Consider the following 21091-nt stretch of genomic DNA (forward strand, 5'->3'; position numbering starts at 1 on the left):
TTAATATAATAAAACTTATTATATTTTATCTACATAATTAATATAAGATAATTAATTATGGAAGTGAGAAAATGATAATTAGAGCACCTTCAAGAATACATATGTCTCTCATTGATTTAAATGGGTCATATAGAAGAGTCGATGGTGGAATTGGTGTTGCATTGGCAGATCCACAATTTGTTTTAGAAATTGAAAAAATTGAAAGTGGAATAGAACTTATTTTTGCTGATACTGTAACAGATGAGGAAGCTATTGAAGAATGTAAGGAAAAAATCCCTGATGCAGCTAAAAAAACTATTGAACACTTTGATATAGCTTCTGGTTTTAAATTCATTGTTCATGAAACATATCCTCCACATTCAGGATTTGGAAGTGGAACTCAAATCGCTATTTCAACTGCTCATTTAATAACTGAAACTATGGGCATTGAAGTGGAAAGCAGAATAATTAGTAGTATTGTTGGAAGAGGTGGAACCTCTGGAATCGGTACATACACTCACGATTTAGGTGGTTTTATCCTTGATGGTGGACACAGTAAAGAAGAAAAACCATTATTCTTACCTTCAGGAGCATCACAAGCAAAACCTGCAACATTAATTGCAAGATATGATTTCCCTGAAGAATGGAAAATTCTAATTGCTATTCCAGAAATCGAAAAGCATATGGAAGGTGACGATGAGGTAGATGTTTTCCAAACATACTGTCCGATTCCAAAAGAAGAAGTAGAGCAAGTATCTCACTTGATTTTAATGAATCTTGTTCCATTCATGCTTGAAAAAGACATCAAAAACTTTGGCTGGGCTGTAAGTGAACTTCAAAAAGTTGGGTTCAATAAATTAGAACACTCTCTTGATGATAAATATTTACCAATTATGCAAGCTATTGAGAAGGCTGGAGCTTATGGTGTAGGTATTTCTTCATTTGGACCAGTTTTATATACTTTCTTTGATGAATCAAATGAAGATATTGTAGAAAAAACTAAAGAAATCATTGGTGAAAATGGTACTGTGTTTGTAACAAAAGCACAAAACCATGGTTTTGTCATTGAAAAATAATATTTCTTTTTTTTAATAAAAAAGAGGAATTTATCCTCTTAAAACTTTTATTTTTATATTCTTCTTCTCGAGTAAATCAAGAACCTTATTTTGAATATATGTTAATCCTACTGCACATATTAAAACAATTGTGTATTTTAAAATCCAGTCTAATTCTCCAAATAATATCGGAACGATGGTTAGGAATAATATATGCCATAAGTAAATCCATAAAGATGATTTAGAACAAAATTCAATGAATCTATTCTCTTTTAAGTTGATTCTTTTAAATATGCTCAATAATAGGAATGAAACGAATAATGCATAGCTTATATAATATATTGTTGGAGGATATTTCATAATTTGTGTTGGCTGGAAAATCCCCGTACTTAAATAAATTAAATATCCTGATATTATGAATGCAATTAGATATATTGCTGAAATGATGGAATCCGCTTTAGGACTTGTTTTAGTTGAAATCATTCCAAGTAAGTAAATTATTCCATATGGGATGATATAAGCTAATATGAACTCAAAAATGATATTCATTTCATTTATTTTAAGGGCTATTGCTATTTCATATAAAATGTATATTAAAACTAAAACTAAAAACTGGATGTAGTCATTTTCAATCTTGTCAAAATAATAGATTACTGGAGTTATTAATGCACAAATAAGGAATATTCTTATAATCCAGACGTATGAAATTCCATCAAGCAATAGAAAACTATTGATTATAAAGTTGATGTCGTAAGGATACATTCCATTTACTGGGAAAAATGTCATTATTATGAAAAATATAATTAAAAATATCCATGTTGGGAATAATAAACGCTTAATTCTTTTCCAGTAATATCTTAAAAAGGGTCGTTTTTGCTTTAGATTTCTTTTCAATGAATCTACTGCAAGAAATCCGGATATTATTACCATTAAAGGAACATCAAAATTTCTAATTTGCAATATATTGGCATCTGTTGTGATATGGGCTAAAATAATGCATAAAAGTCCAATCACTTTTAAATAATCAATGTATATTGTTCTATTGTTTTCCATTTAGGTCACGTAAAAAAAATAAGGATAGATAATTTGAAATTATCTATAAATTGTATGCTTCTTCAGATGGTACAATAACTATGTTATTATCTTGTAAAACTGAAATTAACTCATCAATATTGTCAGCATGGAGTAATAAGATTGCTTTGCCAACTTTGTCATGAGTAAATGCATAGAGGTATTCTAAATCAATACCATTGTCTTTAATAACTTTTAAAACAGTTGTAAGTCCACCTGGTGTATCATTCATTTCAACACCGATGATTTCTGTAATTTTAACGAGGAAGTTGTTTTCAGATAATATTTCCTGTCCTTTTTCAGGGTTGTCTACAACAAGTCTTAAAATACCGAATTCAGAAGTATCTGCCATACACATGGCTTTAATGTTGATTTCATTTTCTGTAAGTACTTCTAAAGGTTTTGATAAACTTCCCATTCTGTTTTGTAAAAATATTGATAATTGTTTAATTTTCATTATATCACCTAATGTAAGTTCCTTTCATCAATAACTCTTTTAGCTTTTCCTTCAAATCTTGGTAATGTTTTTGGTTCTACTAATGTAACTTTTACGCGAATACCAGTTTCATTTTCAATGGATTTGCCAATTTCTTTTTGGATTGCCATCATTTCTTTTACACCGTCGAAGAAAATATCTTGTGATGCTTCTACTTTGACTTCGATTTCATCTAAAGTTCCTGGTCTTGTAACTATAATCATGTAATGAGGCTCTACATCACCAACTTTAAGTAATGCTTTTTCAATTTGTGATGGGAAAATAGCTACTCCTTTTACTTTAATCATATCGTCAGATCTACCTGTGATTCTACTCATTCTTGCATGTGTTCTGCCACATTCACATTTTTCATAGGTAAGTGTGGTTAAGTCTTTTGTTCTGAATCTGATGATTGGCATTCCTTCTCTTTCAAGGTTGGTTAAAACTAATTCTCCAGATTTTTCAGCACCAATAACTTTTCCGGTATTTGGATCGATAATTTCTGGGTAATAAATATCTTCTGGAATGTGAAGACCTTGTTGTGCACTACATTCTATACCGACACCAGGTCCCATAAGTTCAGTTAATCCATAGATGTTATATGCTTTTGCATCGAAGAGTTCTTCCACTCTTTGTCTGATTTCTTCAGTCCACATTTCAGCTCCAAATCCAATAGCTTTGATTCCTAATTCTTTTGGGTCAATTCCATCGTCAAGAGCAACTTCTCCAATGTGGATTCCATAGGATGGGGTAAATATTAATCCGGTAGTTCCAAAGTCTTTCATGATTTCAATCTGTCTTCTGGTTTGACCTGTTGAAATCGGAATGATTGTTGAGCCGATTTTGTGTGATCCGTAGTGAACTCCAAAACCACCTGTAAACATTCCATATCCATGAGTATTTTGAATGATGTCATTTTCACCAAGTCCCATCATTTTAAGTCCACGTGCTATTGTTTCAGCCCATGTGTCTAAGTCTTTTTCAGTATATCCTGATACTACTGGTTTTCCGGTGGTTCCAGATGATGAATGTAATTCTTTGATATCTTTAATGTCAACTGCGAAAAGTCCAAATGGGTAACTTTCTCTTAAGTCATCTTTTGTAATAAATGGAAGTTTCTCAATATCTTTTAAAGTTTCTATATCTTCTGGATAAACTTCAACTTCTGAATATCGTTTATTATAATAAGGTATTTTTTCAAATGCTCTTTTTACAGTCGCTTGAAGTTTCTTTAATTGCAATTCTTCAAGGTCTTGCCTTGACATAGTTTCAATTTCTTCATTCCAAAACATATTATGCCTCATTTTCTTTATTAACATATTAATTATATCATTCCAATACCTTAAAAGTTACTAATTTTAAATGTGTTCATTATTTAAATAATAAAATTAAATATAGTATTGATGTTCATTTATTTGCACATCTATTTTTAAAAAATTTATATAGTTAGTTAATGTAATAATAAATTGTAATTAATTAAATTATAATTGATTATGGGGAAATTAATATGGATATGATGAGTGTTTTATGGCAAGTGGGTATTTTTGCTTCAGTTCTTGTTTTTGGAATAAAGATAGGACTTGCGTCAGGACTAGCTAATTTGCCAAGAAAACTATTTGCGGTAATCTGTATCTCTTATGGGGGTGGAGTAATCCTTATCTCATACATTGCTTCATTCTTTGCAGAACAATTGGTTCAAGCGATCTATAGTTATAATACAATTTTTTATATTATAATGGCTTCAATCATGATTATTGCAGGTTTATTTACAATAAGAGAATGGAAAATACATGATAAAAATACATCAACTGCTACTTCTCTAGCAATTATTGCTCCTTGTCCATGTTGTTTTGGTTCAATTATTGCAAGTGTTTTGATTGTTGCACCAACAATTGGAATTAGTTCACTTAATTTAAGTTGGTATGCTGCAGCAGCATTGGTTGCTGTTATGATTGTAACTTATTTTGCATCAAATACAATTATTAAATTTATTAATAAGCCGTATCCTATTGTTCTGGGCAATTTCATGCTTTTGCTTGGTGCATATTTCTTACTTTCAGCAATTGTAATTCCGAACATTGCAAGTGCCTTAACAAAGACAACAAGCCCTATTACTATTGGTTCTCCACAAGATATACTAATGGTGATTTTATCATTTGCTATTTTGATTATTGGTGGTATGATTTTAACTAAAAAAGGGAGAAACATTTTAGATTAAATTTTAGGTGAAATATATGGTTTTAAATATTCCTGGAGGAGAATTCTTAACTGGTTCTCTTGATGTAATCTCACAAAGTTTAACAATTCCAGTAATGGTTATTTTACTTGTAATTGTTATAATTTCAATCATTACATTGGGTGGAGCTATAGCAGAATACACTTCAAGAAAAAAAGTTCCAGTTGGAACAATTAGAGATTTGATTTATGATATCAATGCAGCTGAATCTGCAGATGCATTAAAAAATGTAATTTCAAAAGCTAAAATTCCTAAAGCTCAAAAGAAAGTTCTAACAGAAATTGCATCTTCTGAACAATTGGGTGAACCTTCAAGAGAAGCTTTAGCTCGTAAATTATTTGAATTTGAAGAAGAAAAAACAATGGATTCATTAAAGAAAACAGATATTATTACTCGTATTGGACCAACTCTTGGTTTAATGGGTACTTTAATTCCGATGGGTCCTGGTCTTGCAGCATTAGGTGCAGGGGACATAAATACTCTTGCAAGTTCCTTGACTGTTGCATTCAATACTACTATTGTAGGTATTGGTTCAGGTGCTTTATGTTATTTCATTGGTAAAATCAGATCTTCATGGTATGATAGATATTTATCAGATTTGGATGCTTTAATAGATGCTGTTCTTGATTATATGAATAGATAGTGATTTTATGGTAAGAAAAAGAGGCGGTAGACGTAGGTCAAAAAGAGTAGAAGAAGACCCTATGGCAGGTACATCTAACCTTGTAGATGCAATGCTTGTTATTGCTGTCGGTTTTCTTGTTTTTGTTATCATAAGCTGGAACATGCAGGCAATGATTGATCCGGACCAAAGCATACAGGAACAGATGGAGCAACAACAGACTACTGTAGTAGACCAAGGTCAACAGTTAAACGAAACACCAGACACTTCAAACAGTTCTGGTCAAGGATATACTGAAATGGGTAAAGTATACAAAGACCCATCTACGGGTAAGCTGATTATGGTGGAAGGTTAATCCTTTCACAAAAACTTTTTTTTAACTATTTTTTTAAAACACGAATATTTATAAACTACTTTTACTAAACTAATACTTACGAATTTTTAACGGTGTTTAATAATATGGAATTCTGTCCTGATTGTGGTGCAATGTTGATGCCGAATAACGGCAAGATTAAATGTACATGTGGTTATGAAAAATCTCTTACAAATGATGATTTGGAGGAGCAATATCACATGAAAGGTGAAACTAATCCTGAAACAAAAGTTGTTGTGACTGACAGTAACAATGTTGCATTGCCAACAACAAAAATAACATGTTATAAATGTGGTGGAACAAAAGGATATTGGTGGACAGTACAGACAAGGTCTGCTGATGAGGCACCGACTAATTTTATAAGATGTGCTAAATGTGGAAACACATGGCGTAGTTCTAACTAGAAAAATTATAATCTTGATATCATGATAAATAACACAGTAGAAATAATTATTATAATAGCTGGTCTTGTGATTGATACATTTATTATGACCAGTGTTAATGGATTTACTCTTAAAGAAAATATCAGATCCTATTTAGGAATTGAAACTCTTTTCAGTATTGTTGGAGTATTAATCGGAAGTTTAGTTCTTCTTTATTTATCTAAAGATATATTTAAATTAATTTGTGGTATTCTTATTATTATAATTCAAATAATTGGCATAATTGGAATTGAATTTCCTGAAAAAATTAATGCAATATTGCTCGGTTCAGACAGTCTTGTAATATTTGCTACTTTAAGTTGGATTTATGTTCCTATATTAACAGTTTTTGAGGCACTGGCTATTACATTAGGTTCTACAGTGGGATGTAAAGTCATGGGATATGTTCCTGAATTCTTAAAAGAGTATTTGCCGAACATGGTGATGATTTTAATCGGTTTAATGTTGATAATTCCTATGTTTTATTAAACATTCTTTGTATTAAATGAAATATTTAACAAACTGTTGGTTCATAACTAATTTTATTGATGATTACTGTGATGAATGTGTCTGGCCGAACAATGAAGGTTGGATTGGAGAAAATTATGGATAATCTATTTTTAATGTAAGTATTTTGGAGTATTTTGATGTTAAAAAAAGAAAATCAGACTGTAAAAAAATTGGATTGGTGTAATCCTTTTTGGTCTTGTAGCATGTGCTCTTTATGGTGCTGGTGCAGGACTTCGTGGAGATGTTGGGATTTTGCTAAATCCTTTAGCTATTCACTGTGGTTTGAAGTATGCGGATGTTAGTGTGTGCATTGCAGTGATGCAACTCTTGTTTGGAGCAACACAACCATTTTTCGGAATTTTAGCATCAAAGCGTTCAAATCGTTTTGTAATTCTTTTAGGTATTCTTTTTTGGTATTGAGTTTACTTGGAATGATTCTAGCAAACTCTTATGTTACATTAATGATATCTTTAGGTATATTGTTCGGTTTGGGTACAGGTGCACTTTCATTCGGTTTGATTTTAACCTCAGCAATACATTTTGTTGGACCCAAAAATGCAATGATTATATCTGGAATGCTCAATGCATCAGCGGGAATGGTTGGTTTTATATTATCTCCAGTGCTCCAGTCATTTTTATCTTATAATGGACTTTATTTTGCATTAAATGTATTAATCTTAATGATGGTTCTTTTAGTTCCAATAGTTATTGTTGTAACTTCAAAGGACAATAATTCAATAGATGATATTGAAAACGAAAATATTGAAATTAACAGGTCATTATTCAGGGAAGCATTTTCAAATCGTACATTCTGTTTGTTATTTGCAGGTTTTGCTACCTGTGGATTTCACATGGTTATAATAGAGTCTCATTTATTCTCTCAGTTTGTTCTATTTGGCTTAAATGAATTGGATGTGAGTTGGGCATTTTCTGTTTATGGAATTGCAACAATATTCGGTGCACTTTTATCAGGATTTTTAAGTGTTCGTATAAATAAAGGAAAATTACTTGGTTTTTATTATGGTTTTCGAGCTATTTGGGTTATTTTATACTTATGGCTATTTCCAAAAACTATGCTCACTGCAGTTTTATTTTCAATAGGTCTTGGAATGACTGGTGATGCAACAGTATCACCAACAGCAGGTCTTGTAAATGAGAATTTTTTAATCAGTAAAGTTGCTTTTGTAATTGGAATACTGTTTTTTGCCCATCAGGTATGTGCTTTTTTAAGTGCAATGTTCGGTGGAGTAATAAGGGATGCATTTGGAGGTTATACTTTGTTATGGATATTTGACATTCTCCTTTGTGTATTCGCATGCGTGATGAGTTTAAAAATCAAAGTAGATGATAATTTTTAAATAGGATGGCTGGTTGTTATTTTATAAATGATCTTACGTTGATGTACTTATTGTTGTTGGTTAAAAAGAAGGTGATTAACTGTATTTCAAGTTAATCTTTCCACCATAAACAACATAATATAAAATTATTGTTGCTAAAAATAATGGAATTATCGCCCCAATAAAAATGGACATTATTCCAAACCCATTAACCAAAAATCCTCCTGTTGCAGATCCGATAGCTATTCCACCATTCAGTATACTAACAAAAATACCATTTGCAAGTTCTGGTGTGTCTGGAAGGGCACAAGCTTCAATATATTGTATTAAATTATAACCCATTCCATCCAAAAATCCTAAAATGAGAATTAAGATTATAGCTGAAATTGTTAGTGCACCAAAGAAGTATAATAGGGAAATCATCGCAATGCAAACTAATTGAAACATTACAAGGGTTATTTTGTCTTTTTTCATAAGAATTTTTCCGCCCATCCATGTACCTACTATTGAAACAAGCCCATATACAAATAATACGGCGCTTAATTGGTATGTGTAGATATGTGTGATAGTCTGCAAGTAATAGCTCATATAACTATAAACAATACAGAATCCTATTGGCATTAAAATGATCCCAAGACTTGCAAGCAAGAAGTTTCCTGATTTTAAAGATGATAATGGGGCTTCATAACTTTTTTCTTTTCCTTTTTGTTTAGGAAATAGCAATGCAATCAATATGGATGAAATGAAGTTAATTGCAAAAATCCAAGTTATTGTTGCCTGATATCCGATTGTAGTTCCTATAAATGTGGTAATTGGAAGCCCAATAATACTTCCTATTGAAATACCAAGCAAAATCAAGGTAATATATGATTGTTTTTCACCTTCAGGAGCAATTTCTTCTGTAAATGTAAGTGCAATAGCTACAAAAGCAGGATATGCGATTGCAGGTATTATTCTTAATATTAATGCAATATAAAAATTGTGAACGAATATGCTTATGAAATTGCATATTGAAAATATTCCTAAAATAAACATGAATGTATGTTTCCTTTCATATTTTGAGAATACAAGTGGTATGAACAGTCCACAGATTGCAATTGTGAATGTAAATGAACTAATGAAAAGTCCGACAATCGCTATTGAAATGTTGAAGTATTGTGATATCTCACCTACAATACCTACAAGGCTTAATGGTGTATTAATTGCAAGAGTTGATATCATTAAAATGTATACGAGTATTTTAGGATTGATTTTCATTGAGTGTTCTCCTAATTTTTGATAAATAATATTTTGAATAGATTAAAGCTATTAATGAAGCAGCAAGGCATCCTACAATTATACCTAAATACACTCCAAATTCGCCCATATTCAATGTGTATGTGAATAAATAAATGAATATTATTTCTACAAATAATGTTCTGCCGAAGGTTATCATTAATGATGTTAATCCTTTTCCTATTCCCTGAAACATTGATGTTGCATTGTTTCCCCACACATATACTACTGCAAATAAGTTAAATATTTGGATAACGCTGGCTATTTTAGGTTCAAGTGAAGCGCTTTGTGCAGTATATGAGAATAATCTTGCGATTTCAGGAGCAAGCGCAATTGTTATTGCAACTAAAATAATTGAAATGATGAGGCCCATATTATTTGAATAGTTGAATGCTGTTTTTAGTTTGTCGTAGTCACATGCACCAAAACTGGCACCAGCAACTGTCAGTAGTGCTGTTGAAATACCTTGAAGTGGAATTAATGTCATGTGATTCACTTTAAGTGCAGATGCATAGCATGCAACAGCCACTGTTCCGCCGACAGTAGTGAGTGTCATGTTTATATATAATATAAAAAGTGACATTAATATGTTTCTGAGGTTGCTGGAAGAGATATGCTCAATATATCTTTTAAAATACCTGAATTGTATTTAAAATGATTAATTCTTAGGAATGTGTCTTTTTTAATCCAAATCCAGTAACTCATGATGATTGTGGAAATTCCACTTGATAAAATAGATGCCCATGCAGCACCTGCAACACCCCAACCGAATATGTAAATGAATATTGGATCTAAAACTATGTTTAATAATGCTGTTGCTATCATTGAATACATTGGACGTTTCACATCACCTTCTGCTCTTAAAATTGAAGACAAAACCATTGGAACTATCATAAAGAACATTCCTGCAAATATGATTGTTCCATATATTAAACTGTCATCAAGTGCTGCTCCACTTCCTCTCATGAATATTAGGATATCATCTAAAAATATATAATAATTATTGGAATTATGATTGAAGATATTACAGTAAGTATTAAGCTATGTGTTGCATTGTTTTCTGCTAATTTCTTATCTTTAGCACCAATTGCTCTTGCAATTGTGGAAGATGCGGCCGCACCAATACCATTACCGAATCCTACAAGAATGAAAAACAATGGAGCAACAAAACCAAGAGCAGCTAATAGGTTTGGACCAAGTCCAGATACCCAAATTGTATCTGCAAGGTTGTAAGCTATTATTAAAAGCATGGATAACATTGTTGGAACAGCTAGTTTTTTAATAGCTGTTTTTGGATTTCCTGTTAAAATATCAATGTTTTCAGTTTTAGTCATGTATTTTTTATATATGTTTAATAGTTTTTATGTTTTAAGAAAAAAAAGAAGAAAAAGGCTTAATGATTAATTAAGCCCAGGTATCAAAGATGGTTGCTGCAGGGTTGCTTCCGCTTTCAAGGTCACCATCAAAGTTAGGGTCATTGGATACTACTCCAACAACATAATTGCCATCGTCTGAAAGAACAATATAGTTGTAGCTTGTTATATCATCTTTGGTAAAACCTTGAACATTGATATCTTTGTCAGCATATTGAACGGTAGATTCATTTACAAGTTCATATCCTTGGTCAAGTATTGTTTGTTTTGATGATTCAATATCATCAGGAATGTCAATTGTTACTGTAACTGCATTGTTTTCATCAATTTGCATCATAATCATGTTGTCTTCTGTTTGAACTATTGTATAACCATCAGGAACATCAAATGTATTTTGTCCAATTTGTGCTTGTTCTGCTGCAACAGCACTTACGCTAATTGCAATTACTGACATTAAAAGTAATGCCATCAATAATTTTTTCATTTTCATTTAAAATCCTCCAAGAATATTTTATATTCTCTGATTAAATTTCGGTAATTTCAATTTAAATATGTTTTGTAATTTTTACATTATTGATTTTAATACTATTTTTTTATATTATGTTCATTTTTATTTTTGTTTATTAAAAATTAATTTTTTACTTTTTATATGGTAAATTATTATTTTTATTTTCTATTTATGTTCATATTTTAAGGTTTTATTATGAATTATTAATTTAAATTTTTTTAAATATTTAGATATTTTCTATTTTTAATAATCAGTTTCTCAAAATATTTTTTTCATATTACAGGACTGTGCATATTTAAAATAATGTTATGAACTTTTTTATAAAATTTTTAGTTATTCTATTAAATTTTTATAATAAATATTATATTTTATATAAAAAAATTGTAAATTATACAAATATTTGATTTTTTAAAATTTAATATACAATTAAATAAATATTTTATTAAAATTAGTTTATTTGTATACTATTTTTAAGAAAACTTTATATATTGGTTGAATAAAATAGTTTAAACAGTAATATAAATATTACAGTTTATGGAGGAAATCAATAATGGGAAATAAAAAAATTGCATGCATGTTCATATTCGTGTGCTTGATTGTTTCTTGAGGTATTGTGTCAGCAACAGTTGATGTGGATGTTGATGCAGATGTGTTTGATAATGATTTAGCTACGCGAATAGATTCAGCTGATGAGTTGTCTGATACTAATGTGGTTGAAGATCCATTGGTTGAATCCAGTGTAAGTGGAAATTTAGAAAGCAATAATGCTAATGCTAATCGTTTGGGTGTTAGTAGTTCAGTCTCTACAGTAAATGCTGCTGATAGTGATGGAAGTTCTTCTGAAGATGATATTGAGTACATTATTGTTGGAAGTTACTGTGGTGGAACAACTTCTAATGGTTATACAATATTCTGTGCGAATGTTCGAAATTCCGCTCCTTCACATAGTACTCCTTTGTCCATTAGAAATACTTCTGTTTTAAACAATACTGTTTATGGGAATAATGTTGGTGAATTGTTAAAAATATTAATCTATAATTATAATGATGAATTCAGTGGAGATTATTCACGTCAATCCGCAATTTGGCGTTTAACTAATTATGAGTATAGGAATTATACTTCAAGTGACACAATTACGGATGTTGTAAATAAAGTAATTGAAGATTATGACAATGGTGTTCGTATTCCTGAAAAGGCATATAAGCATTTGGATAATGGTACTGTAAGGACTTATGATTTTACAGCATTTTTGACTCCGGAAAGATATCAGGATTTATTTTGATATAAAATAACTGATGTTGAAATCTTAAAATCAGAGGCTAACTTTAACATGACTGTGTCAAAAGAGGCATTGAACAAAACCGCTGAAGTTGGAAACTTGACAGAATTTTTAATTACAGTTAAAAATATTGGTGATATCCACTTGAAGGATGTCTTTGTAAAAGAAGGTAAACATGATGGTTTGGAATATGTTTCTTATAATGATCCGTCAGGAAAATGGACTTTTGATGGTGTAAATAAATGGTCATATGATGGATACTTGGAAATTGGCGAATCTGCAAATTTTACAGTTATATTTAAAGTAATTAAATCAGGAAATCTTACAAACTTTGTAACTGCTGGTTCTAATAACACTGATAATGTAACTGATAATGATACAGTGGAAGTCGAAAACAAAACAAACATAACTGAGAAAGTTGATGGTGGTATTGAATATTTCAATGAAACAGACATTGACACTCCAGTTAGTGAAAATAAAACAACTACTAAAACCGAAACATTCAATGTTGGTAAAACTGCAACAGGAAATCCATTAATGTTGTTGCTTGTTGTTATCTCATTAATTGGATGCACTAGATTTAGAAAAAATAAAAAATAATAAGTTAAGGAGTTTATCTCCTTTTTATCTCTTTTTTTGATTTAAGTATAATTTCAGTATTTTTTATGATATTATAAAATGTAAATAAAATTAATTTTAAATAGGAATTGCGTTAATAACTGTAATAATAATGCATTAAAATTATAAAATCATATTTATTTTCAAATTACAATTATGAAAATAATTTATATTATTAAATTAAATTTATAATTGATGAAAAATCTTGAAAAAACCTTAAAATCAGTGTCTGAAAATCCAAAATATATCTTCCGTCTAACAATTCAAGGTATTATGGTAGGTGTATTTGCAGGATTGATGGTATGTTTATATCGTTATTTGCTTTATGGTTCTGAATATGTTTTGAGAGATTACTTAAGTATAATACATGGAAATGTATTTTACATCATTCTATTTTTCATTGCTTTAGCCATTATGGGACTTTTGGTCGATTTTTTAACTAAATGGGAAGTCGATTCGGATGGAAGTGGAATACCTCAAATATATGCAGAGGTAAAAGGCCATATGGAAGCTAATTGGGTAAAAGTATTGTTTTCTAAAATTGTATCTGGAGTATTGACTGCTCTTGGTGGTTTGTCACTTGGTCCTGAAGGTCCGTCAGTTCAGATTGGTGGTATGGCAGGTAAAGGTGTAGCACGTTTATTTAATGGATCTAAGACTGATGAGCTCAGATTGATTTTAGTTGGTTCTGCTGTAGGTATTACAGCAGCATTCAATGCACCTCTTGCGGGAGTATTGTTTGTTTTGGAAGAAATCAATCATGGTTTTGATAAAACATTAGTATTCATTGCATTAGTATCAGCTATTGTGTCTGATTTTATATCTAAAGTTATATTCGGCCAGTCTACTGCTTTAACATTTCCAATTCATAATATTCCGTTGAATGACTATTGGATATTGATTATTCTTGGTGTAATAATTGGTCTTTTAGGATATGTTTACAATATTGGAATGATTAAATCAAGTGATTTGGTAAATAGTCTTAAAATTCCGTCTTGGCTCAAATTTGTATTGGTATTTATGATGTCTGGTGTTGTTGCATTGACAATTCCTGAAATAAGTGATGGTGGACATTTCATGCTTGATATGCTTGATGTTGCTATGCCTTCTCTTGGTGTTTTAATATTACTTTTAGTATTGAAATACCTCTTTTCAATGTTTTCATTTTCATCTGGAGCACCTGGTGGTATATTTTTACCAATATTGGTACTGGGAGCATATATTGGAGCAGTATTTGGTTCTGTTGTTGTTCCAGTATTTGGACTTGAACAAACATTGGTCTACAAGTTTGTTGTCATTTCAATGGCAGGATTCTTTGCTGCAACAGTAAGATCTCCAATAACTGGTGTTGTTTTAATTGCTGAGATGTGTGGATCAACAGAATCATTAATTGCAATGGTTATTGTTTCTTTAATAGCTTATGTTGTACCGACACTTTTAGGAAATGAACCGATTTATGAGTCATTATACGACAGGTTGCTCCTTAATAAAAACAGAGAATTTGTTAAAAAACCTTCAAATCATGTATTGTCTGAATACTTGGTACCTCTTGACTGTAATTATATTAATTTCAAAATTAAAGATATTCCATTCCCAAAAAATGCTATTGTGGTGTCTGTAATCAGAAATGGAAAATATGTAATTCCAACTGAAGATTTTAACATCAAATATGGTGATCAAATTCATATCTTAACTGATGTCAATGATTATCCTTATGTTCGTGAAGAAATTGAAGATTTATTCGGTGGTTAGATGAGTTTAATTTTTAAAAGAAAAAGTGTTCGTAAGTTTACAGAAGAAAAAGTAAGTGATGATAAAATTAATAATTTGTTAAAGGCAGGTATGCAGGCTCCATCATCATGTAATTCACAGCCTTGGGAGTTCATTGTTGTATCAAAAGAAGATGATAAACAGGCAATTTCTCAAATGCATCAATTTGCAAAGCCAGCTGCCAATGCATCCCATTTGATAATTACTGTGGGAAATCTCAATGAAGCAAAAGTCATTAGGATGATTGAACAGGAGTTGGGGGCATGTAATGAGAATATTTTGATTCAGGCAACTCATGAAGGACTTGGTGTAGTATAGTTGGGATTCCATCTGATTGAAGATAGAACATTAAAATTAAAGGAATATTTGAATATTCCTGACAATTGCATTCCATTTTCAGTAATCTGTGTCGGATATCCTGCTTTTGAGAGTGAAGTAAAACTTAGATATGTGAATCTAAAGTTCATTTTGATAGATATTAATAAATTGGTTTGAATTAATAGTTATTTTATATATTATTAAAGTTATATTCATTTTTAGAGGTGAACTCATGTATAAAAAGATATTTGCGATATTGACTATTCTTGTCTTTTTAATGATTTCTATTAGTGTTATTTCAGCCGAATCTGATGCTGTTTTGGATGGTAGTGGAGATAATATTCAAAAGACAATAAATGTAAAAGTTATCTGGGAGGATGATGGTCAAACAACAGATAGGCCGGATTCAATAACTGTAAAACTTTTATGTGATGGTAATGTTGTTGATTCAGTTAATTTAAATGAAAGCAATTCATGGAAGGCTTCATTTAAAATCACTGATGATGGGAATTATGAAATAGAAGAAATCAATGACATTTCTTCTTATGATGTGTCAATGGATGGAGATGCAGATAGTGGCTTTGTAATTACAAACACTATTAAAGAAGCTCCACTTAAAGCCAGTGCAGATGATGATCTTTCTGATGAAGATTCTCCAGATGAATCTGATGATGCTCCTGAAGAGGAGGTGTCTGATAATTCTTCAGATGAAGATAGTACTATTGATAATGAAACTGATGATTCTAATCAGACTGAAGATCAAAACAATACAATGGATGAAAATCAGACTGTTGATGTTTCAAAAGCTCCAACCACAACATCCAATAAGGAACATAAAATAGTCAAAAAAGAAGACAAACCAGTTAAAAAGAATAATACTAACACAACTGAAAATAAACTAAAAAACACAGGACTTCCTATTGTTGCTTTGGTTATAGTATTAATTATTGTAGCTTTCATTCCACTTTCACGTAAGAAAAAATAAAACTAAAAAGTAGATGACTTTTCATCTACATCTTTTCTTTTTTTAAAAAATTCTTTTAATTTATCCCTAAAATCATTTAGGCAAATATAAATAAGAATAGAAATAAATTTTTATTCAATAACTTAAAAGTTATAAGTTGATATTTTTTATAGAGGTTAAACTATGGTAAGTGTAAACATAGAAGCAAAAAAAACCGTAGATGTAATGATTGAAAAAGCAGATGCATTAAACATCGCTGTAGAAACCTTAGAAAATGGTGCTACCGTTTTAGATTGTGGTGTAAATGTAGATGGAAGTTTTAAAGCAGGTGAACTTTATACTAAAGTTTGTCTCGGTGGACTTGCAGATGTTGGAATTTCAATTCCTGGAGATTTATCTGAAAAATTCGCTCTTCCTTCAGTAAAAATTAAAACTGACTCACCTTCTATCTCAACCTTAGGTTCTCAAAAAGCAGGTTGGTCTGTATCTGTTGGAGATTTCTTTGCACTCGGTTCCGGTCCTGCAAGAGCAATTGCATTAAAACCAGCTGAAACTTATGAAGAAATTGATTACGCAGACACTGAAGCTGATTTAGCTATTTTAACTTTAGAAGCTGACGTATTACCTGGTGAAGAAGTTGCTCAATACATTGCTGATGAATGTAAAGTTGATGTTAAAAACGTATACTTACTCGTAGCTCCTACTTCATCTCTTGTTGGATCTATTCAAATTTCCGGAAGAGTAGTTGAAAACGGAACCTACAAAATGTTAGAAGCTATCAAATTCGATGTGACTAAAGTAAAACACGCAGCAGGTATTGCACCTATTGCACCAATTGATCCTAATGGACTCAAAGCAATGGGTAAAACCAATGATGCAGTATTATTCGGTGGAAGAACTTACTACTACGTAGAATCCGATGAAAACGATGACATTGCTGATGTTGCAGCTAAATTACCATCTTCCGCAGCTGATGGATATGGTAAACCATTCTTCGATGTATTCAAAGAAGCTGAATTCGACTTCTACAAAATCGACAAAGGAATGTTCGCTCCTGCTGAAGTTGTAATTAACGACTTAACTACTGGTAAAATTTACAAAGAAGGATATGTAAACGTAGATTTACTCAAAAAATCCTTCGGTTTAGATGAATAAATTTATTCATCTTTTTTCTTTTCTTTTTTTATATTCTTAGTATTTATATTCTAATTTTCAATTAATTTTAAATAATATCATTTTTAAAATAATACTAACTACTCTTTGAGTGTTGATTAATTAAAAAAGGTGTTAATAATGGAAATTATGGATATTATTAAAGAGGCATTTATTTTTCCATCACAAAATATAGAAAAACTTGCAATTTACATAGCTTTAACATTTGTAATTGCAATTTTAATGGTTGGTGGAGTATTTGCTTGTGCATTTAGTAATGAAAATACTGCTCTTGTAATTCTTGGTATAATCTTATTCATTGCTTCATTCATTGTATCATTGGTAATGATGGGTTATCAACTAGGAATCATGAAGTCAGGTATTGATTTTGATGAAAACGCTCCTGCATTTGATTGGATAAATGATGGAATAAATGGTATTAAACTATTAATTGTTAATATTGTATACTTTATTATTCCTGCTATTATTACTGGAATTGTTGCAATTATTGCAAATGTTCCGGGTAGTTTTATGCAAATAATTGAAGAATACACTGCAAATATAAATGCAACTGCTGTTGCTAACTCAACTGCAACTGCTATGCCTGTTGTATCTGATGCTGCTTGGGCTTCCTTATTTACTTCTATTGCTATTACTGCAATTGTTGCAATTATTTTGTTTATAATCTTTGGATTTATTGAAACAATGGGTCAAGCAAGATTAGCAAACACAGGCAGTCTTGGCAATGCTCTTAATGTTATTGAAGCAGCAAAAGACATTCCAAGAATTGGAGTGGCTAAAGTACTTGCTCTTATTATTTTAGTTGTTGTAATTGTTGTAGTTATTCAAGGAATTGTAGGATATCTTACCAATCAAATCCCACAAATCTCAATTATTTCAGTTGTAATAACTCCATACTTGATTTTCTTTACCCAAAGAGCATATGGATTATTATATTCTGATATAGCTTAGGAAAATAACTTTTATTTTCCTATTTTTTACTTTTTTTATCCAAAAGTTATATTCTAAGAACTTGATTCCAGTTCTATTTTTCAGATTAAATTTTAATAAACTTTAAATTATTTAAATAATAGATTATTTTATTGTGGAATTGATAATTATTGTAAACTTAATTTGAATTAAAAAATTATTTTTTTGATGGTGTGTGAATTTTTAATCCATTAGTGAAGAATTTTTTTGAACTTTATCAAATTTCATATAATGTAATTATGTTGAAGAACAATTATGAATGAAAAAATTATTCTCGGTCTTCCAAAAGGAAGTTTGAACAATGTTAAAAGAGGAAATACTTATCAGTTATTTGTAGATGCAGGTTATGAAGTTAGAGGTTATGAATCGGGGTATGAATCTTACGAAATTGATATAGTTAATGATCCGGAAATAAATGCATATTTAACTCGTCCACAATCTGTTCCTGTGGAATTAAACAGAGGTATGGTGGATATTGCTATTGTCGGTGAAGATTGGATTAAAGAAGAATCCGTTTTAAGAGATACCAAAACTGTTAAAATAGGTGATTTGGATTATGGTAAAACTCGTTTAATTGTTGCAGTTCCAAATGATTCTCCGTATGAAAATTTAACTGAATTCTTCAGAGCTAATAAAGATAGAAAAACTCCAATCTTATGTTTCACTGAATATCCAAACTTAACTAGAAAACACATAATGGAAAATGAAGGATATAAAGAAATATTCGGTGATGCAGTACTATTTGTCCAAGTCAGAGGATTAACTGATGGGGACAACGAACAAGTACAAGTTATCAATTCTGATGGTGCAACTGAAGTATATATTGCTAAAGGTGCAGATTTAATTGTTGATAATACTCAGACTGGAAGTAGTTTAAGAAAAGCAGGTTTAAAAGAACTTGAAACAATATTGCACTCTTCAGCAGGATTATACGCTGGTGTATCCTGCACTGTGAAAAAATGGTCAAAGCTCAATTGATCTATAAACAATTGTTCGGTGCAATAACTGCTAAAAATTATTTTGATGTTAAATTTAATTTAGCTAATGATAAAATTAGTGATGTTAGTGAATATTTGGTTGAAAATAAACTTTGTGCTGACGAACCGACTGTCACTGAATGTTCTAGCTTCTCACAAATTAATGTTTTAATTCCAAAAGCAAAATTCCCTGAAATGATTGAAGCAATCAAAGGATTCAATGCAACTTCAATCATCAGAAATGATTTAAAACAATTAATTAAATAATAAGTATGTTTTTTATATGTCTGTATAAAATATATTTAACATAACTTAATTTTATTATATTTTTTATTAATGGTATTTTGTAAAATGAGTTTATTTTAAAAAATATTCATTAATATTTATTTTTATTTAATTTTATTCAAATTATTTATTTTTCATTTAACATTATTGCTTTTTTTATTAATATATAGAAAAATTATTGTATTGTGGTTATGAAAAACTTTTTATTTAATGAGAATATATTTTATATTATTGGAGATGTATATTATGTCTGATTTAAAAGGTACTAAAACTGAAGAAAATTTAAAAGCAGCATTTGCTGGTGAATCTCAAGCACACACTAAATACCAATACTTCGCAGCTAAAGCTAAAGAAGAAGGCTATGTTCAAATCCATGATATTTTCATGGAAACTTCCAAAAACGAAAGAGAACACGCTAAAATTTGGTATAAACTCTTAAATGATGAAGTTATTCCTGACACTATTGCAAACCTCAACAGTGCAGCTGATGGTGAAAACGAAGAATGGACTTCAATGTACAAAGAATTCGCTGAAACCGCTAAAGAAGAAGGTTTCCCAATGATTGCATTCTTATTTGAAAAAGTAGGTGCAATTGAAAAAGAACACGAAGAAAGATACAGAACTTTACTCGCTAATGTTGAAAACGAAACTGTATTTAACAAAGCAGAAGATATTGAATGGAAATGTGAAAACTGTGGATTTATTTTCTCAGGTCCTAATGCACCTGAAAAATGTCCTGTTTGCGGACTTCCAAAAGCACACTTTGAAGAAAGAGCTACTAACTTTAAATAGTCTTTCTACTTTTTTATTTTTTTTTAATTTTAAGTTAGTAACTTGATTACTAAAATTCATTTTCTATTTTTATATCTTATTTTAAGGAGGAAAAATTATGGTAGATTTAAAAGGAACCAAAACTGAAGAAAACTTAAAAGCAGCACTCGCTGGTGAATCTCAAGCACGTGTAAAATACGAATTTTACGCATCCCAAGCTAAAAAAGATGGTTATGTTGAAATTAAAGATATTTTCCAAGAATCATCTGACAACGAAAAAGAACATGCAAAAATCTGGTTTAAACTTTTAAACGGTGGTAAAGTACCTGATACTGAAACCAATCTCGCAGATGCAGCAGCTGGAGAACATGAAGAATGGACTTCAATGTACAAAGAATTCGCTGCAACCGCACGTGAAGAAGGTTTAGATGATATTGCAGAATTATTTGATGCAGCAGCTGCTACTGAAAAAGCTCATGAAGATAGATACAATGCTGTAGCTGACAAAATCAAAGCAGGTAAAGTATTTAAAAAAGATGAAGAAATCGCATGGAAATGTAACAACTGTGGTTACATCCATTATGGAACCGATGCTCCTGAAGTATGTCCATTATGTGATCACCCACAAGCACATTTCAGAAAACAAGATACTAGTTATATCTAATTAAAAACCGGAGTTTTTACAACTCCAACCTTTTTATAATAACAATTTAGTAACTGGTTAGTTATTG

At 30.6% G+C, this 21091-nt stretch carries 28 protein-coding genes; 20 read left to right on the forward strand and 8 right to left on the reverse strand.

Annotated elements, in window-relative coordinates; all coding sequences use genetic code 11:
* The first annotated feature begins 71 nt into the window (after positions 1 to 71).
* On the forward strand, positions 72 to 1055 hold the full coding sequence (locus MR875_06310; GenBank protein MCI6994446.1) for a beta-ribofuranosylaminobenzene 5'-phosphate synthase: 984 nt from the start codon (positions 72 to 74) through the stop codon (positions 1053 to 1055).
* Between the two features lie 30 nt (positions 1056 to 1085).
* Here the strand turns inward: MR875_06310 and MR875_06315 are convergent, their stop codons facing one another.
* From MR875_06315 to MR875_06325, 3 genes are read right to left on the reverse strand one after another with little or no spacing between them, the layout of a single operon-like run.
* Positions 1086 to 2087 carry an acyltransferase gene (locus MR875_06315; GenBank protein MCI6994447.1) on the reverse strand — a complete coding sequence of 334 codons (1002 nt, stop codon included), beginning with the start codon at positions 2085 to 2087 and terminating at the stop codon, positions 1086 to 1088.
* A gap of 43 nt (positions 2088 to 2130) precedes the next feature.
* Positions 2131 to 2562, reverse strand: a complete 432-nt coding sequence (locus MR875_06320) for an acetolactate synthase (GenBank protein MCI6994448.1) — start codon at positions 2560 to 2562, stop codon at positions 2131 to 2133.
* Between the two features lie 8 nt (positions 2563 to 2570).
* Positions 2571 to 3872 (reverse strand): phenylacetate--CoA ligase, encoded by a 1302-nt coding sequence (locus MR875_06325; GenBank protein ID MCI6994449.1) that lies wholly within the window; start codon positions 3870 to 3872, stop codon positions 2571 to 2573.
* Positions 3873 to 4087: 215 nt separating this feature from the next.
* Here MR875_06325 and MR875_06330 point away from each other — a divergent pair, with 215 nt between their 5' ends.
* The 7 genes from MR875_06330 (at position 4088) to MR875_06360 (ending at position 8101) form a co-directional block, all read left to right on the forward strand.
* Positions 4088 to 4798 (forward strand): DUF2162 domain-containing protein, encoded by a 711-nt coding sequence (locus tag MR875_06330; GenBank protein MCI6994450.1) that lies wholly within the window; start codon positions 4088 to 4090, stop codon positions 4796 to 4798.
* 16 nt (positions 4799 to 4814) lie between these two features.
* Positions 4815 to 5459: a MotA/TolQ/ExbB proton channel family protein gene (locus MR875_06335; protein ID MCI6994451.1), complete on the forward strand. Its 645-nt coding sequence runs from the start codon at positions 4815 to 4817 to the stop codon at positions 5457 to 5459.
* A gap of 7 nt (positions 5460 to 5466) precedes the next feature.
* Positions 5467 to 5793: a DUF2149 domain-containing protein gene (locus MR875_06340; GenBank protein ID MCI6994452.1), complete on the forward strand. Its 327-nt coding sequence runs from the start codon at positions 5467 to 5469 to the stop codon at positions 5791 to 5793.
* A 104-nt stretch (positions 5794 to 5897) separates the two neighbouring features.
* Positions 5898 to 6215 (forward strand): transcription factor S, encoded by a 318-nt coding sequence (locus MR875_06345; GenBank protein MCI6994453.1) that lies wholly within the window; start codon positions 5898 to 5900, stop codon positions 6213 to 6215.
* A gap of 21 nt (positions 6216 to 6236) precedes the next feature.
* Entirely contained in the window at positions 6237 to 6722 is a 486-nt protein-coding gene (locus tag MR875_06350; GenBank protein ID MCI6994454.1) for a hypothetical protein, read from the forward strand.
* A 273-nt stretch (positions 6723 to 6995) separates the two neighbouring features.
* Positions 6996 to 7163: a hypothetical protein gene (locus MR875_06355; GenBank protein ID MCI6994455.1), complete on the forward strand. Its 168-nt coding sequence runs from the start codon at positions 6996 to 6998 to the stop codon at positions 7161 to 7163.
* Entirely contained in the window at positions 7154 to 8101 is a 948-nt protein-coding gene (locus tag MR875_06360) for an MFS transporter (protein ID MCI6994456.1), read from the forward strand. The genes MR875_06355 and MR875_06360 overlap by 10 nt, the downstream gene beginning before the upstream one ends.
* Positions 8102 to 8176: 75 nt before the next feature.
* On the opposite strand, the gene MR875_06365 is transcribed toward MR875_06360, so the two are convergent.
* The 5 genes from MR875_06365 to MR875_06385 form a co-directional block, all read right to left on the reverse strand.
* Complete coding sequence (locus MR875_06365) at positions 8177 to 9337, reverse strand: MFS transporter (protein MCI6994457.1); 1161 nt, start codon at positions 9335 to 9337, stop codon at positions 8177 to 8179.
* Positions 9321 to 9911, reverse strand: a complete 591-nt coding sequence (locus MR875_06370) for an MATE family efflux transporter (protein ID MCI6994458.1) — start codon at positions 9909 to 9911, stop codon at positions 9321 to 9323. The genes MR875_06365 and MR875_06370 overlap by 17 nt, the downstream gene beginning before the upstream one ends.
* Positions 9912 to 9937: 26 nt before the next feature.
* A complete protein-coding gene (locus MR875_06375; protein ID MCI6994459.1) occupies positions 9938 to 10321 on the reverse strand; it encodes a polysaccharide biosynthesis C-terminal domain-containing protein in 384 nt (127 codons plus the stop codon).
* A gap of 17 nt (positions 10322 to 10338) precedes the next feature.
* Positions 10339 to 10689 (reverse strand): MATE family efflux transporter, encoded by a 351-nt coding sequence (locus MR875_06380; protein MCI6994460.1) that lies wholly within the window; start codon positions 10687 to 10689, stop codon positions 10339 to 10341.
* A gap of 70 nt (positions 10690 to 10759) precedes the next feature.
* Positions 10760 to 11218, reverse strand: a complete 459-nt coding sequence (locus MR875_06385) for a hypothetical protein (GenBank protein MCI6994461.1) — start codon at positions 11216 to 11218, stop codon at positions 10760 to 10762.
* A gap of 631 nt (positions 11219 to 11849) precedes the next feature.
* Here MR875_06385 and MR875_06390 point away from each other — a divergent pair.
* From MR875_06390 to MR875_06445, 12 genes are all read left to right on the forward strand, one after another.
* On the forward strand, positions 11850 to 12518 hold the full coding sequence (locus tag MR875_06390) for a hypothetical protein (protein ID MCI6994462.1): 669 nt from the start codon (positions 11850 to 11852) through the stop codon (positions 12516 to 12518).
* 48 nt (positions 12519 to 12566) lie between these two features.
* Entirely contained in the window at positions 12567 to 13115 is a 549-nt protein-coding gene (locus MR875_06395; protein ID MCI6994463.1) for a DUF11 domain-containing protein, read from the forward strand.
* Positions 13116 to 13328: 213 nt separating this feature from the next.
* A complete protein-coding gene (locus MR875_06400) occupies positions 13329 to 14885 on the forward strand; it encodes a ClC family H(+)/Cl(-) exchange transporter (protein MCI6994464.1) in 1557 nt (518 codons plus the stop codon).
* Positions 14886 to 15221 carry a nitroreductase family protein gene (locus tag MR875_06405; protein MCI6994465.1) on the forward strand — a complete coding sequence of 112 codons (336 nt, stop codon included), beginning with the start codon at positions 14886 to 14888 and terminating at the stop codon, positions 15219 to 15221.
* Positions 15222 to 15398: a hypothetical protein gene (locus MR875_06410; GenBank protein ID MCI6994466.1), complete on the forward strand. Its 177-nt coding sequence runs from the start codon at positions 15222 to 15224 to the stop codon at positions 15396 to 15398.
* A gap of 55 nt (positions 15399 to 15453) precedes the next feature.
* The gene (locus MR875_06415; GenBank protein ID MCI6994467.1) at positions 15454 to 16206 is read left to right on the forward strand and encodes a Cna B-type domain-containing protein; all 753 of its coding nucleotides are present in this window, start codon (positions 15454 to 15456) and stop codon (positions 16204 to 16206) included.
* Between the two features lie 162 nt (positions 16207 to 16368).
* Positions 16369 to 17340, forward strand: coding sequence for a methenyltetrahydromethanopterin cyclohydrolase (mch, locus tag MR875_06420; protein MCI6994468.1), 972 nt, complete (start codon positions 16369 to 16371; stop codon positions 17338 to 17340).
* Positions 17341 to 17478: 138 nt separating this feature from the next.
* Complete coding sequence (locus tag MR875_06425) at positions 17479 to 18309, forward strand: DUF4013 domain-containing protein (GenBank protein MCI6994469.1); 831 nt, start codon at positions 17479 to 17481, stop codon at positions 18307 to 18309.
* Between the two features lie 273 nt (positions 18310 to 18582).
* A complete protein-coding gene (locus MR875_06430) occupies positions 18583 to 19305 on the forward strand; it encodes an ATP phosphoribosyltransferase (protein ID MCI6994470.1) in 723 nt (240 codons plus the stop codon).
* Entirely contained in the window at positions 19287 to 19571 is a 285-nt protein-coding gene (locus MR875_06435) for a hypothetical protein (protein MCI6994471.1), read from the forward strand. The genes MR875_06430 and MR875_06435 overlap by 19 nt, the downstream gene beginning before the upstream one ends.
* A gap of 264 nt (positions 19572 to 19835) precedes the next feature.
* A complete protein-coding gene (locus MR875_06440) occupies positions 19836 to 20381 on the forward strand; it encodes a rubrerythrin family protein (protein MCI6994472.1) in 546 nt (181 codons plus the stop codon).
* A gap of 97 nt (positions 20382 to 20478) precedes the next feature.
* A complete protein-coding gene (locus MR875_06445) occupies positions 20479 to 21024 on the forward strand; it encodes a rubrerythrin family protein (protein ID MCI6994473.1) in 546 nt (181 codons plus the stop codon).
* Positions 21025 to 21091: the final 67 nt, after the last annotated feature.

It is taken from the genome of Methanobrevibacter sp., assembly GCA_022775905.1.
In the GTDB taxonomy this organism is placed as follows: domain Archaea; phylum Methanobacteriota; class Methanobacteria; order Methanobacteriales; family Methanobacteriaceae; genus Methanocatella.

Coding starts and splice junctions, on each gene's coding strand:
- MR875_06310 (MCI6994446.1), top strand. CDS start 72: ATGATAATTAGAGCACCTTCAAGAATACATATGTCTCTCATTGATTTA.
- MR875_06315 (MCI6994447.1), bottom strand. CDS start 2,087: ATGGAAAACAATAGAACAATATACATTGATTATTTAAAAGTGATTGGA.
- MR875_06320 (MCI6994448.1), bottom strand. CDS start 2,562: ATGAAAATTAAACAATTATCAATATTTTTACAAAACAGAATGGGAAGT.
- MR875_06325 (MCI6994449.1), bottom strand. CDS start 3,872: ATGTTTTGGAATGAAGAAATTGAAACTATGTCAAGGCAAGACCTTGAA.
- MR875_06330 (MCI6994450.1), top strand. CDS start 4,088: ATGGATATGATGAGTGTTTTATGGCAAGTGGGTATTTTTGCTTCAGTT.
- MR875_06335 (MCI6994451.1), top strand. CDS start 4,815: ATGGTTTTAAATATTCCTGGAGGAGAATTCTTAACTGGTTCTCTTGAT.
- MR875_06340 (MCI6994452.1), top strand. CDS start 5,467: ATGGTAAGAAAAAGAGGCGGTAGACGTAGGTCAAAAAGAGTAGAAGAA.
- MR875_06345 (MCI6994453.1), top strand. CDS start 5,898: ATGGAATTCTGTCCTGATTGTGGTGCAATGTTGATGCCGAATAACGGC.
- MR875_06350 (MCI6994454.1), top strand. CDS start 6,237: ATGATAAATAACACAGTAGAAATAATTATTATAATAGCTGGTCTTGTG.
- MR875_06365 (MCI6994457.1), bottom strand. CDS start 9,337: ATGAAAATCAATCCTAAAATACTCGTATACATTTTAATGATATCAACT.
- MR875_06370 (MCI6994458.1), bottom strand. CDS start 9,911: ATGACACTCACTACTGTCGGCGGAACAGTGGCTGTTGCATGCTATGCA.
- MR875_06375 (MCI6994459.1), bottom strand. CDS start 10,321: ATGAGAGGAAGTGGAGCAGCACTTGATGACAGTTTAATATATGGAACA.
- MR875_06380 (MCI6994460.1), bottom strand. CDS start 10,689: ATGACTAAAACTGAAAACATTGATATTTTAACAGGAAATCCAAAAACA.
- MR875_06385 (MCI6994461.1), bottom strand. CDS start 11,218: ATGAAAATGAAAAAATTATTGATGGCATTACTTTTAATGTCAGTAATT.
- MR875_06395 (MCI6994463.1), top strand. CDS start 12,567: ATGACTGTGTCAAAAGAGGCATTGAACAAAACCGCTGAAGTTGGAAAC.
- MR875_06400 (MCI6994464.1), top strand. CDS start 13,329: ATGAAAAATCTTGAAAAAACCTTAAAATCAGTGTCTGAAAATCCAAAA.
- MR875_06405 (MCI6994465.1), top strand. CDS start 14,886: ATGAGTTTAATTTTTAAAAGAAAAAGTGTTCGTAAGTTTACAGAAGAA.
- MR875_06415 (MCI6994467.1), top strand. CDS start 15,454: ATGTATAAAAAGATATTTGCGATATTGACTATTCTTGTCTTTTTAATG.
- mch (MCI6994468.1), top strand. CDS start 16,369: ATGGTAAGTGTAAACATAGAAGCAAAAAAAACCGTAGATGTAATGATT.
- MR875_06425 (MCI6994469.1), top strand. CDS start 17,479: ATGGAAATTATGGATATTATTAAAGAGGCATTTATTTTTCCATCACAA.
- MR875_06430 (MCI6994470.1), top strand. CDS start 18,583: ATGAATGAAAAAATTATTCTCGGTCTTCCAAAAGGAAGTTTGAACAAT.
- MR875_06435 (MCI6994471.1), top strand. CDS start 19,287: ATGGTCAAAGCTCAATTGATCTATAAACAATTGTTCGGTGCAATAACT.
- MR875_06440 (MCI6994472.1), top strand. CDS start 19,836: ATGTCTGATTTAAAAGGTACTAAAACTGAAGAAAATTTAAAAGCAGCA.
- MR875_06445 (MCI6994473.1), top strand. CDS start 20,479: ATGGTAGATTTAAAAGGAACCAAAACTGAAGAAAACTTAAAAGCAGCA.